The 13,671-nt window shown below is 69.1% G+C and carries 7 protein-coding genes; all 7 read left to right on the plus strand.

The features are described from left to right. Window positions 1-4 precede the first annotated feature (4 nt). The 7 genes from dnaE (at window position 5) to ACQBAT_RS05660 (ending at window position 13,324) form a co-directional block, all read left to right on the plus strand. Complete coding sequence (gene dnaE, locus ACQBAT_RS05630; protein WP_420746128.1) at window positions 5-4,930, plus strand: DNA polymerase III subunit alpha; 4,926 nt, start codon at window positions 5-7, stop codon at window positions 4,928-4,930. Between the two features lie 69 nt (window positions 4,931-4,999). Next, entirely contained in the window at window positions 5,000-7,126 is a 2,127-nt protein-coding gene (locus ACQBAT_RS05635) for a S9 family peptidase (protein WP_420746127.1), read from the plus strand. A gap of 143 nt (window positions 7,127-7,269) precedes the next feature. Beyond that, window positions 7,270-8,826, plus strand: coding sequence for an aldehyde dehydrogenase family protein (locus ACQBAT_RS05640; protein ID WP_420746126.1), 1,557 nt, complete (start codon window positions 7,270-7,272; stop codon window positions 8,824-8,826). A 179-nt stretch (window positions 8,827-9,005) separates the two neighbouring features. Next, complete coding sequence (locus ACQBAT_RS05645; RefSeq protein WP_420746125.1) at window positions 9,006-10,346, plus strand: aminotransferase class III-fold pyridoxal phosphate-dependent enzyme; 1,341 nt, start codon at window positions 9,006-9,008, stop codon at window positions 10,344-10,346. A gap of 7 nt (window positions 10,347-10,353) precedes the next feature. Next, on the plus strand, window positions 10,354-11,685 hold the full coding sequence (locus tag ACQBAT_RS05650; protein ID WP_420746124.1) for an aspartate aminotransferase family protein: 1,332 nt from the start codon (window positions 10,354-10,356) through the stop codon (window positions 11,683-11,685). Between the two features lie 10 nt (window positions 11,686-11,695). Beyond that, window positions 11,696-12,109 carry an HIT family protein gene (locus tag ACQBAT_RS05655; protein ID WP_420746123.1) on the plus strand — a complete coding sequence of 138 codons (414 nt, stop codon included), beginning with the start codon at window positions 11,696-11,698 and terminating at the stop codon, window positions 12,107-12,109. Between the two features lie 75 nt (window positions 12,110-12,184). Further along, the gene (locus tag ACQBAT_RS05660; protein ID WP_420746122.1) at window positions 12,185-13,324 is read left to right on the plus strand and encodes a hypothetical protein; all 1,140 of its coding nucleotides are present in this window, start codon (window positions 12,185-12,187) and stop codon (window positions 13,322-13,324) included. Window positions 13,325-13,671: the final 347 nt, after the last annotated feature.

Genomic DNA, 13,671 nt, shown 5'->3' on the forward strand with positions numbered 1-13,671 from the left:
GGCGATGTCTCCCACAGTCAGCCCCGACCAGAACTTTGTGCACCTGCACAACCACACCGAGTACTCCATGCTCGATGGTGCGGCGCGCATCGATGAGATGTTCCAGATCGCCGAAGAGCAGGGGATGCCGGCGATCGCGACGACCGACCACGGGTTCATCTTCGGGGCGTATGAGTTCTGGAAGACCTCGCAGAAGTACAACGTCAAGCCGATCATCGGGCTCGAGGCCTATGTCACCCCCGGCACGCACCGGACCGACAAGACGCGGGTGAAGTATGGCGACGGCGGCCGGGACGATGTCGCCGGCTCGGGTGCCTACACCCACATGACGCTGCTGGCGCGCAACAACAACGGCATGCACAACCTCTTCCGGATGGCCAGCCTCGCCTCGCTGGAGGGCTACTACTTCAAGCCGCGCATGGACCGCGAGCTGTTCGAGACCTACGGGCAGGGCCTGATCGCCACGACCGGGTGCCCGTCGGGGGAGATCCAGACCCGGCTGCGGATGGGGCAGTGGGACCAGGCCGTCGCCTACGCCTCGGACATGAGGGACATCCTCGGGGCGGAGAACTACTACCTCGAGCTGATGGACCACGGCATCGACATCGAGCGGGTCGTGCGCCAGGACCTGCTCAAGCTGGCCAAGGAACTGTCGCTGCCGCTCCTGGCGACCAACGACCTGCACTACACCAAGCGTGAGGACGCCGGCGCGCACGGGGCACTGCTGTGCGTCTCGACCGGCGCCCAGCTCAGCGATCCCAAGCGGTTCAAGTTCGACGGGGACGGCTACTACATCAAGACCGCGGCCGAGATGCGGGAGGTATGGCGTGAGCTCCCCGAGGCCTGCGACAACACCTTGGTCGTGGCCGAGCGGTGCGACATCTCCTTCACCGAGGGCGAAGGGCGCTACATGCCCAAATTCCCGGTGCCCGAGGGTGAGGACGATGTCAGCTGGTTCATCAAGGAGGTCGAGGCGGGGCTGCACAAGCGCTACCCCGAGGGCGTTCCGGACTACGCGCGCAAGCAGGCCACCTACGAGACCGAGGTCATCGTCGGCAAGGGCTACGCGAGCTACTTCCTCGTCGTCGCCGACTTCATCAACTGGGCCAAGGAGCAAGGCATCCGGGTGGGGCCGGGGCGTGGCTCGGGTGCCGGGTCGATGTGCGCCTACGCGATGGGGATCACCGACCTCGACCCCATCCCGCACGGCTTGATCTTCGAGCGCTTCCTCAACCCCGAGCGCAAGTCGATGCCCGACTTCGACGTCGACTTCGATGACCGCCGGCGCCCCGAGGTGATCCGTTATGTCACCGAGAAGTATGGCGATGACCGGGTCGCGATGATCGTCACCTACGGCACGATCAAGGCCAAGCAGGCGCTCAAGGACGCCTCGCGGGTGATGGGGTACCCCTTCGCGATGGGGGAGAAGCTCACCAAGGCCATGCCGCCAGACGTGATGGGCAAGGGGATGTCCCTGTCCGGCATCCACGACCCCGAGGACAAGCGGTACAACGAGGCCGCCGAGTTCCGCGAGGTGCTGGCCGAGGACGTGCACGCGGCCGAGGTCTTCGAGACCGCGCGCGGGCTGGAGGGGCTGAAGCGGCAATGGGGTGTGCACGCCGCCGGCGTCATCATGTCCAGCGAGCCGCTGCTCGACGTCATCCCGATCATGCGCCGCGAGCAGGACGGCCAGATCATCACCCAGTTCGACTACCCCAGCTGTGAGGCGCTCGGGCTGGTCAAGATGGACTTCCTGGGGCTGCGCAACCTCACCGTCCTGGATGATGCGATCCGCAACATCAAGGACAACCGCGACGAGGACATCGACCTGGACGCGCTGTCCAAGGACATGACCGACAAGGCGACCTACGACCTGCTCGGTCGCGGTGACACCCTCGGCGTCTTCCAGCTCGACGGCACCGGCATGCGCCAGCTGCTGCGCCTCATGCAGCCGGACAACTTCGAGGACATCTCCGCGGCGCTCGCGCTCTACCGCCCCGGCCCGATGGGCGTGAACGCGCACACGAACTTCGCGCTGCGCAAGAACGACAAGCAGGAGATCACCCCGCTCGACCCGCAGCTCAAGGGCAAGCTGCAGCCGGAGATGGAAGCGGCGCTCGAGCCGATCCTGGGCACGACCTACGGTTTGTGCGTCGCGGGTGAGACGCCGATCATCGACGCCGACACCGGTGAGCGGGTGCGGATCGATGAGCTCGAGGAGCGGGTGACGCGGGGCTTCTGGACCTTCGGCGTCGACGAGCGAGGCAAGGTCGTCCGCCGTCAGGTCACCCACTGGTGGCAGATGCCGCCCAAGCCGGTGCTGACCGTGCGCACCTCCTCCGGTCAGCAGGTGCGGCTCTCCGCCGACCACAAGGTCCTCACGCCCCGGGGGTGGGTGCCGGCGGGTGAGTTGGTCGTGGGACGAGACCGCATCGCGCGCCCACGCGACGCATTCGACGTGTCCTTCCCCTCGCAGGTGGGAGCAGATGAAGCAGCCCTGCTGGGCTACCTCATCTCGGACGGCTACATCACCATCTACGAGAACACCTTCATCAGCTCGCGGGCCGAGCTCAGGGCTGAGGTGTCGCGCCTATGCCTGACCCTGTTCGATGACACACACCCCGTCGAGGATTGCCTAGACCGGCGAGCTCCACGGGTGAGGTTCGCCGCATCACCTCGAGGCACCGGCAAGGGTGGAAATCCGCGGCGGGGCGTGCTGCCTCAGATCGGGATCAACCGGTGGCTCCGTGCTCTCGGCTACGAGAAGAAGACGACGTCGGCACACAAGTTCGTGCCGGAGGCCGTCAAGCGCGCCGACCGCGAGGCACGCCTGCGTCTGGTCGCCGCACTGTGGGACGGCGACGGGCACGTGGGCGGCAAACTGGCGTACTACAAGACCGTGAGCGCCACGCTCGCCTCAGACCTGGCCGAGGTGCTGGGGAGCCTAGGCATCCCTTCCACCACGAGGCAGAGCGGCACCTACGAGTCCGTACGCTTCGGCACCCAGACGGCGTGGGCTGTTCACGTCTACGACGAGCGGTTCTGGCAGTTGGTCGTCCCGCGCATGGTGGCACAGAGCAAGGTGGCGGCCCGGCTGCCGCTGTCCATAGCGTCGCGCAGCCGCGGTGTGAGCCGCCGACTCATGCTCGCGCACGGCGGAGACGTCCTCCGGGACGACGTGAGACTGTCCACGAGGACCCGGAACGCCATGGCGGATGGTCCTGCGAGCCTGTCCGGCCTGCATCGCTACCTGTGGCGCGAAGGCCTGGTGGCCGAGCCCAAGACCTCCCATCCTGCTGATGACGGCTCTGGCTTCTACCCGCTCAACGCGACCTCCTCGGCATACCTCGACAGCATCGGGACGCAGGAGGACCACTTCTTCGCCGCCATGGACTGGACGCGGGTCGAGTCGATCGCCGTCGGCGCCGAGGAGCCGGTCTACGACATCACGGTGGACGACGTGCACAACTTCGTCGCCCACGGGCTGGTGCTCTCCAACTGCATCTACCAGGAGCAGGTAATGGAGATCGCCCAGAAGTTGGCGGGCTACACGCTCGGCAACGCCGACCTGCTGCGGCGGGCGATGGGCAAGAAGAAGAAGGAGGTGCTGGAGGCCGAGTACATCCCCTTCTCGGACGGGATGAAGGCCAACGGCTACAACGAGGCCTCGATCGCTGCGCTGTGGGGCGTGCTCGTGCCCTTCTCCGACTACGCCTTCAACAAGGCGCACACCGCGGCCTACGGGCTGATCTCCTACTGGACCGGCTACCTCAAGGCCAACTACCCGGCGGAGTACATGGCCGCGCTGCTGACCAGCGTCGGTGACGACAAGGACAAGCGCCCGATCTACCTGGCAGAGTGCCGGCGGCTCGGGATCTCGGTGCTGCCGCCGGACGTCAACGAGTCGGTCGGCACCTTCGCCGCCGTGGGCGATGACATCCGCTTCGGGATGGCCGCGATCCGCAATGTCGGCCACAACGTGGTCAACGCCATCGTCACGACCCGTGAGGAGAAGGGTGCCTTCACCTCCTTCGAGGACTTCCTGCGCAAGTGCCCGGTGGTGGTCTGCAACAAGCGGACCATCGAGTCGCTGATCAAGGGCGGTGCCTTCGACAGCCTGGGTCACACCCGGCAGGGCCTGGTCGCCATCCACGAGCGCTATGTCGATGCCCTCGTCGATGAGAAGAAGCAGGAGGCCATCGGCCAGGACAGCCTCTTCAGCGGCTTCGGCGACGACGCCGAGTCCGAGCCGATGGAGATCGTCACGCTGCCGCCGATCCCGGACATCGAGTGGGACAAGACCACCCTGCTCGCCTTCGAGCGCGAGATGCTCGGCCTCTACGTCTCCGACCACCCGCTCAACGGGATCGAGCACATCCTGGCCCAGCACGCCAGCGCCTCGATCCTGGAGCTGGTCGGGGAGGACGGGGTCAAGGACGGCGACTTCGTCACCGTCGCCGGTCTGATGACCAACCTGCAGCTCAAGCGGACCAAGAACGGTGACCCGTACGCCCGCCTGACCATCCAGGACATGGCCGGCGGCATCGACGTCGTCTTCTGGCCCAAGACCTACATGACGATCTCGACCATGCTGGCCGAGGACACGGTCGCGGTGATCAAGGGCCGGCTGAAGAAGGGCGACGACGGTGCCGAGCTGCTCGCCAACGAGCTCACCCTGCCTGACATCAAGCAGGGCCCTCGCGGGCCGGTGGTGCTCAAGCTGCCGCTGAGCCGGGTCACCGACGGGCTCGCGCACAAGCTCAAGGGCGTGCTGGCCAACCACCCCGGCAGTACCGAGGTGCACGTCAACCTCGATCAGCCCGGCCGCAAGGTGCTCATGCGCCTGGACGACAGCCTCCGGGTGACCGCCAGCCCTGAGCTCTTCGGTGAGCTCAAGGCGCTCCTGGGTGCCTCCTCGATCCAGTCCTGAGCCTCCGCCACCGGTGCGGGTGCGCGCGCGGCTCGATGAGACGGCATACGGGCAGGTAGTTTTGGTCGGGTGACTCTCGAGACCCGCCCGACCCCGCCCGTCGCCGAGCACCGCGACATCGTCCGCAGCCACCACGGCGAGGACGTCACCGACAGCTACGAGTGGCTGCGCGAGAAGACGAACGCGGAGGTGATCGCGCACCTCGAGGCCGAGAACGCCTATACCGAGGCGGTCACCGCGCACCTGGACGGGCTGCGCGAGCGGATCTTCGAGGAGATCAAGGGGCGCGTGCAGCAGACCGACCTCTCGGTCCCGGTCCGCCACCGCGACTGGTGGCACTACACCCGCACCATCGAGGGCGAGCAGTACGCCGTGCACGCCCGGATCGCGGTCGGCGACTCACCCGACCGCCCCGTGCTCGACGCCGGCGCGGTCCCCGAGGGCGAAGAGGTGCTGCTCGATGGCAACAAGGAGGCGCAGGGCGAGGAGTTCTTCTCCCTGGGTGCGTATGACGTGACTGCCCACGGCGACCGCCTCGCCTACGCGGTCGACACCTCGGGCGACGAGCGCTTCGACCTCAAGATCAAGGACCTCGCGAGCGGCGAGATCATCGACGACTCGGTCACCGGGATCGGCTACGGCACCGCCTGGTCGGCCGATGGGACCCACATCTTCTACACCCGCGTCGACGACGCCTGGCGCCCGCACGAGGTCTGGCGCCACGAGGTCGGAACCCCCGCCGAGCACGACGTCCTCGTCCACCACGAGGAGGACGAGCGCTTCTGGATGGGGATCGGCACCTCGCGCGATGACCGCCACGTCGTGATCATGCTGGGCAGCAAGAACACCTCCGAGACCCGGCTGCTGTCGGCCGACGACCCGACCGGCGAGTTCCGGGTCGTGGCGCCGCGCACCGAGGGTCTGGAATATGAGGTGGAGCCGGCGGGCGACTACCTCTGGATCGTGCACAACGCCGAGCACCGCGACTTCGAGCTGGCCGTCGCGCCGCTGGAGTCCACCGACCGCGCCGACTGGCGCACCGTGCTGCCCGGTGAGAACGGGGTGCGGGTCAGTGGCGTCGACGCCTTCTCCGGCCACCTCGCGCTGGCGCTGCGCCGCGACGGCCTGACCCAGGTGCAGATCCTGCCGCTGTCGGCCGACGGACGCCCGATCGGGCAGGGCTACCAGGTGCCGGTCGAGGAGGAGGTCTACTCGATCGAGACCGGGGCCAACCCGACCTACGACACCGACACCCTCCTGGTCACCATCGAGTCGTTGGTGACCCCGAGCAGCATCTACGAGCTGGACCTGGTCAGCGGTGAGCTGGAGCTGCTCAAGCGGCAGCCGGTGCTCGGCGGCTACGACCCGGCCGACTACCAGCAGCACCGGCTGTGGGCCACCGCCGAGGATGGCACCCGCATTCCGATCTCGCTGGTGGCCCGCAAGGACATCCAGCCCGATGGGAGCAACCCCGGGCTGCTCTACGGGTACGGCTCCTACGAGATCTCGATCGACCCCTACTTCTCGGTGTCGCGGCTGTCCTACCTGGACCGGGGCGTCGTCTACGCCATCGCCCACGTGCGCGGCGGGGGCGAGATGGGTCGCGGTTGGTATGAGTCCGGGCGGATGGAGCACAAGCGCAACACCTTCACCGACTTCGTGGCCGCTGCCGATGAGGTCGTCGCCTCTGGCTGGGTGGCTGCAGACCGGCTCGCGGCGGAGGGGCGCTCAGCCGGCGGGCTGCTGATGGGCGCCGTGGTGAACCTGGCGCCCGAGAAGTTCCGCGTCGTGCACGCGGGCGTGGCCTTCGTGGACGCGTTGACCACGATCCTCAACCCCGCGCTGCCGCTGACCGTGGGGGAGTGGGAGGAGTGGGGCAACCCGCTGGAGTCCGCGGAGATCTATCAGCTGATGCGCTCCTACACCCCCTACGAGAACATCCGCGAGGTCGAGTACCCCGCGATCCTGGCGACCACCGGCCTCAACGACACGCGCGTCTTCTACGTCGAGCCGGTCAAGTGGGTGGCGCGGCTGCGCGAGACCGTCACCAACGACCCGCAGCAGCGGCCGATCCTGCTCAAGACCGAGATGGTCGCCGGGCACGGTGGCAAGACCGGCCGGTATGACGCCTGGCGCGAGACCGCCTTCGAGATCGCCTTCATGGTCGACCAGCTGGGCGCCACCGAGGCGAGGTGACCCGCGTCGCGGGAGTTGCGGCATACGGGAAATTTTTCGGCGGTTCGCCCCCTTGGCCGTGAATCGTCCGGTGATCTAGGCTGGGCACCGGACAACTGTCGTCCAGCACACGCCGTCGACACCACTGTGAGGAGACCAGCGCCGTGGCCGAGCCGTACAAGGTGACCTACGCGACCCTGACCGCCGACAACGAGGACCTGCACACCGCCTACGAGCAGGGGATCGAGAAGGCCCGCGGGTGGCTGGGCGAGGAGATCGCCGCCCCCGGTGACCCCAACCCTAGTGAGCCGATCGAGGTGCACAGCCCCGCCGACCCCTCCGTGGTGGTCGCCACCGTGCGCCCCGCCTCGACCGAAGCGATCGACACCGCCATCGCCGAGGCGAAGCAGGCCGGCAAGGCCTGGGCCGCGACCCCCTGGCAGGAGCGCGTCCGCATCCTGCGCGACCTCGCCGACACGATCAGCGAGCAGGCCAACGAGCTGGCCGCGCTGATGACGATCGAGGTGGGCAAGAACCGCCTCGAGGCCCTCGGCGATGTCGAGGAGTCGGCCGTCTTCTTCCGCTACTACGCCGACCAGGTCGAGAACAACGGCGGCTTCGATGCCCCGATGGACTCGCTATCGGACAAGGAGAAGACCCGCTCGGTGCTCAAGCCGTTCGGCGTCTGGGGCGTGATCGGGCCGTTCAACTTCCCGATGGCCCTCGTGGCCGGCCCTGCTGCGGCCGCGCTCGTCGCCGGCAACGCCGTCGTGGTCAAGCCCTCGGTGCAGGGCACCCACGTCGCGTGGCGTCTGCACCAGCTCTACCTGGAGTCCGAGCTGCCCACGGGGCTGGTCCAGTTCCTGCCCGGCGGCGACGAGGTCGGCAAGGCGATCGTGGCGCACGACGGCATCGACGGCCTGACCTTCACCGGCTCCTACGCCGGCGGCATGGCCGTCGCGCAGGCCTTCCGCGGTGCCTACCCCAAGCCGGTCGTCACCGAGATGGGCGGCAAGAACCCGACCATCGTGACCGCCAACGCCGACCTGGACCTGGCAGCCAGCGGCATCGCGCGCTCGATCGCCGGTGCTTCGGGCCAGAAGTGCTCGGCCTGCTCCCGGATCTACGTCGACCCGGCCGTCCACGACGAGCTGGTCGAGAAGCTGTCGGCCGCGCTGGACAACTTCCAGGTCGCCGACCCGCTGGAGCGCACCGCCTTCCTCGGCCCGGTCATCGACCAGGCCGCGGTGGACCGCTACCGCGCCGCGGTCGAGCACGCCGAGCAGGCCGGAGGCACCATCGCCGCCGGCGGTGAGGTGCTGCAGGGCCAGGACGGCTACCCCGGCTACTTCGTGCGGCCCACCCTGGTCAGCGGCCTGCCCAGCGACGACAAGCTCTTCACCGACGAGCTCTTCGTGCCGTTCGCGGTCGTGGCCCCGGTCGACTCCCTCGACGAGGCGCTCGACCTGGCCAATGACACCGTCTTCGGGCTCACCGCCGGCTTCTTCGGCGCCGAGGACGAGATCGACACCTTCCTGGACCGCATCGAGGCCGGTGTCGTCTACGTCAACCGCGCCGCCGGCGCAACCACCGGCGCCTGGCCGGGGGTCCAGCCCTTCGGCGGGTGGAAGGGCTCGGGCAGCTCGGGCAAGGCCGGCGGCGGCCTGCACTACGTCCAGCTGTTCATGCGCGAGCAGTCCCAGACCGTCGTCTCGGGCTGACGCTCTCCCCTTCCAGGTCACGCAGGCACCTCGCCCACACCCGGCCACCGGCTGGGGCGAGGTGCCGCGCGGCTGCCAGCACACGACATACGGGACCCCTGATCACCTAGGGCGGGGCCCCGACCCACCCACCCGGCAGATGATCCGGGCGCACTGAAGAGAAAGCGAGCAACCACCACATGGCGACCTCCCACCCGGAGTGGTACGACCCGGCCCGATCCGTCCCCCACCTGGTCACCGAGCTGCCCGGCCCGAAGACCCAGGAGGTGCTGGACCGGGACAACGCGGTGACCAGCCCGTCGCTGCCGCGCGCGTACCCGTTCGCGCCCAAGCGCGGCTTCGGCAGCACCATCGAGGACGTCGACGGCAACCTCTTCCTCGACTTCAACGCCGGCATCGCCGTCAACTCCACCGGCCACGGCCACCCCGAGGTCGTCACCGCCGTCCAGGAGCAGGCGGCCGACATCCTGCACTACTCGGCCAGCGACTTCTTCCTGCCGATCTACTCGCAGATGTGCCAGGCGCTGGCCGACTCCGCGCCGATGTCGGAGCCGACCCGCGTCTTCCTCACCAACTCCGGTGCCGAGGCCGTCGAGGGCGCGCTGAAGCTGGCTCGCTACGCGACCGGCCGCCCCTACGTCATGAGCTTCTACGGCGCCTTCCACGGCCGCACCATGGGCGCGGTCAGCCTGACCAGCTCCAAGCCGAAGTACCACGCCAAGTTCGGCCCGCTGCTGCCCGGCGTCATCCACATCCCCTACGCCGACCCGCGCAAGGTCGCGGCCGGTGAGCAGGACGAGGCGACCTTCGAGGCGCTGGACACGATCTTCGACCACGACGTCGACCCCCAGGAGGTCGCGGCGATCTTCGTCGAGCCGATCCAGGGCGAGGGTGGCTACATCGTGCCCGGCGAGGGGTGGCTGGCCAAGCTGCGCGAGGTCTGCGACGAGCACGGCATCCTGCTGATCGCCGACGAGGTCCAGTGCGGCATGGGTCGCACCGGCAAGATGTGGGCGATCGAGCACACCGGTGTCGAGCCGGACGTGCTGCTGTCGGCCAAGGGCATCGCCTCCGGTCTGCCGCTGGGTGCCTTCATCGCCAAGGCCTCGCTGATGGAGAAGTGGACCGCTGGCACGCACGGCTCGACCTACGGCGGCAGCCCCGTGCCGTGCGCCGCCGGCCTGGCGACCATCCGTGTCATCCAGGAGGAGGGCCTGCTGGAGAACGCCACCGCCCGAGGCGAGCAGATCGCCGCCGGCCTGCGCGAGATCCAGGCCCAGCACCCCGAGGCGATCGTGGACGTGCGCGGCGTCGGCCTGATGCTGGGCGTGGAGTTCGCCACGCCCGAGCTGATGCTGGCCGTGGAGCGCGAGGCCTTCGAGCGCGGGCTGCTGCTGCTGGGTGCCGGCACCTCGGTCGTGCGCATGTCGCCGCCGCTGGTGCTCACGCAGGAGGAGGCCAGCACCGGCCTGGAGATCATCGCCGAGGCGATCGCTGCGGCCGTCGCGTCCCAGGGCTGAGGGCGCGGTGAGCGCCGGGCACATCTTCTCCCGCGGCGGGGCCGAGCGCGTGCGGATCGCCCGCGGGCAGGGCACCGAGCTGTATGACGTGGACGGTCGCCGCTATCTGGACGCGGCCGGCGGGGCGATCGTGGTCGGGGTCGGCCACGGTCGCGGCGACGTCGCGCGGGCGATCGCCGAGCAGTCGGCCCAGGTCGCCTACGTGCACGGCAGCATGTTCGCGACCGCCGCGCTGGAGGAGTATGCCGAGGCGCTCACCGCCCACCTGCCGATGGAGGACCCCCGGCTCTACCCGGTCTCGGGCGGGTCGGAGGCCCTCGAATCGGCGCTGAAGATGGCCCGCGCCTACCACCTGGCGAGGGGCGAGGACCGGCACATCGTGATCGGTCGCGACGGGTCCTACCACGGCAACACGCTGGGCGCGCTGGACGTCGGCGGCCGAGCCTCGCTGCGCGGACCGTACGAGCCCTGGTTGGGTGCGGCACGGCATACGGGGACGCCGTATGAGTACCGCTGCGCCTTCGCCGACACCCACCCCGATGGCTGCGGAGTGCGGCACGCGCAGGCGCTCGAGTCGCTGATCCTCGAGCTGGGTCCGGAGAAGGTGGCCGCCTTCGTCGCCGAGCCGGTGGCGGGCGCGGCGCTGGGCGCGTGCGTCCCGCCGGCCGACTACTGGCCCGCCATCGCCCAGGTATGCCGCAAGCACGGTGTGCTGGTCGTCGCGGACGAGGTGATGACCGGGTTCGGGCGGACCGGGACCTGGTTCGGGTCCGATCACTGGGGGTTGCGGCCGGACATCATGACTGCCGGGAAGGGAACCGCGTCCGGCTATTGGCCGCTGGGGCTGGCGATCGCGAGTGGCGAGGTGCACCGGACCATCACCGGGGCCGGGTCCTTCGTCCATGGCTTCACCTACTCCCACCACGTGGTCGGCGCGACGGCTGGGCTGAGCGTGCTTCGAGTCTTGGAGCAGGAGGGGCTGGTCGAGGCGTCGGCACGGCAGGGGGAGCGGCTCGCCGATGCGCTGCGCAGTGAGTTGTCCGGCGTGGCCGGGGTGGGCGACCTGCGCGGCCTGGGGTTGATGCAGGCGGTGGAGTTCGTCGCGGACGAAGGGACGAAGGAGCCGTTCGCGCGGTCGGCGAAGGTGGCCGAGTCGATGGTCGCCGCCTGCCGGGAGCGGGGCGTGCTGGTCTATCAAGGCACCGGGTGCGCTGACGGCGCCCGCGGCGACCTCATCCTGCTCGGTCCGCCGTTGTGCATCACCGACGACGAGGTGGACGAGGTGGCTGGCGCCGTCGGGGAGGCCGCGCGCGAGGTGCTGGCGGGCGCGCAGAGCTAGCGTGAGCCCGGTGAGTTGCACCTTCTGCGCCATCGTTGCCGGCGACGAGCCCGCCGACGTCGTGCTGGACACGCCGGAGGTCCTCGCCTTTCTCGACACCCGGCCCGTGTTCAAGGGGCACGTGCTGGTCGTCCCGCGTGTCCACATACGGGACCTGGTCGAACTGCCCGACGACCTGGTGGCGCCGCTGTTCACCGCCGCCCGCTCGGTCGCGGCCGCGGTGCCCGGTGCACTCGGGGCCCAGGGCAGTTTCGTGGCGATGAACAACACGGTGAGCCAGTCGGTGCCGCACCTGCACGTGCACGTGGTGCCGCGGACCAAGGGCGACGGGCTGCGGGGGTTCTTCTGGCCGCGGGTGAAGTACGCCTCCGGCGAGCCGAGCCGGTATGCCGCCTGCTTGCGTGCGGAGCTGGCGCGCGGCTGACACCCCCCGGCCGTACTGCAGACCTCAGCGCGACTCGGTAGCCTCGGGAGAACCGCTGTCGACGAGGAGGACCTCATGGATCTGATGACCCGGGCCGAGTTCGAGAAGCTGGTGGAGGACGGTGACGGCACGAGGGTGTCGCTGTTCGCGCCGACGCACCGGGTGGGGGGAGCCAAGGAGGCCGGTGCGGATCGGACCAGGTGGAAGAACCTGCTGACCGCGGTCGAGGGGGAGCTCGAACAGGAGGGGCTCGAGGCCGACGAGGTGAGTTCGATGATGGCGCCGGCGTGGGTGCTGCTGGACGACGCGATGGCCTGGAGCCACATGGCGGACGGGCTGGCGATGTTCCTCGAGCCGGGCTGGTCAGCGAGCTATCGGGTGCCGCTGGAGCTGCCCGAGCTCGGCACCGTCGGGTCGGGCTATGTGCTCGGGCCGGTGCTGCCGCTGCTGGCCGACCAGAACTATGTGGTGCTGACGCTGAGCCAGAAGAACGTGCGGGTGCTGCGGGGGAGCCGGGACCTGATCGGTGAGCTGGACGTGCCGGGGGTGCCCGGTGCCTTCGACGAGGTCTATGAGACCTCTGACCAGCAGTCGGACTCCGTGCCGCAGACGCAGGCGACCGGGGCCTCGGCCGGTGGGTCGACGGTCTATCACGGCACCAGCTCGTGGGACAACGAGCACAAGGAGAATGTCACCGAGTTCTTCCGCGAGGTGGCGCGCGGGGTGGAGAACCACCTCGCCGGGCGGAGCATCCCGATGATCCTGGCCGGGCTGCCGGAGTGGGTGGCGATCTATCGGGAGATCAACTCCTACCCGCATCTGCTGGACGGCGCGATCGACCGTAATCCCGACGACATGAGCGCCGATGACCTGCGCGAGGCGGCTTGGGACTTGGTCTCCGAGCGGCTCGACGGTGAGCGCTCCAGGCTGCTGGACCGGGTGCACGAGCAGCGGGCGCGGGGCACCGGCGCTGTCGGTGCGCGCGACTCCGCGACGGCTGCTCAGGAGGGCCGGGTGGACACCTTGCTGCTGACCCAGCAGGCGGTCTATGGCCGGAACGGGTCCACCGAGGTGGTGCGTCCGCTGCGCGACGGCGACGGGGAGCGTGGTCTTGCTGACGCAGCGGCCCGGGCGACGTTGCGCAACGGCGGTGCGGTCCGGATCCTGGACGAGCTGCCCGAGGAGGCGATAGTCGCCGCGGTGCTGAGGTACTGACCCGAGGCTCTCTGCCGAGGGCTCTTGGTGCGCGGGCGGCGTGCGGTGCGGAGGCCGTGCGTCCTGTGGGCGGTGGTCGGACCGCGCGAGGACTCTCTCCGCACCGTGACTCGGTCCGCACAGATTGACTGTGAGTGCAGCCGTTTGATGCGCTCATGCGCGCGGAAGCGTGTCTAACCAGGGCACTCACAGGGGATGCCTGGTGGCACGTGAGCCAGGGGGAGGGAGTTCGTACCTCACTCCCTCCCCCTGGCTCACGTTCTTCGTCAGATGTCAGTCCTTGTCGCGACATCTTCCTCGCACTACCAGGGGGAGGGAGTTCGTACCTCACTCCCTCCCCCTGGCTC

This window comes from Ornithinimicrobium pulveris (assembly GCF_050261105.1).
Taxonomy (GTDB): domain Bacteria; phylum Actinomycetota; class Actinomycetes; order Actinomycetales; family Dermatophilaceae; genus Ornithinicoccus.

Bases quoted from the DNA above. Each gene is read 5' to 3' on its own strand.
- dnaE (WP_420746128.1), top strand. From the start codon at position 5: ATGTCTCCCACAGTCAGCCCCGACCAGAACTTTGTGCACCTGCACAAC.
- ACQBAT_RS05645 (WP_420746125.1), top strand. From the start codon at position 9,006: ATGGCGACCTCCCACCCGGAGTGGTACGACCCGGCCCGATCCGTCCCC.
- ACQBAT_RS05660 (WP_420746122.1), top strand. From the start codon at position 12,185: ATGGATCTGATGACCCGGGCCGAGTTCGAGAAGCTGGTGGAGGACGGT.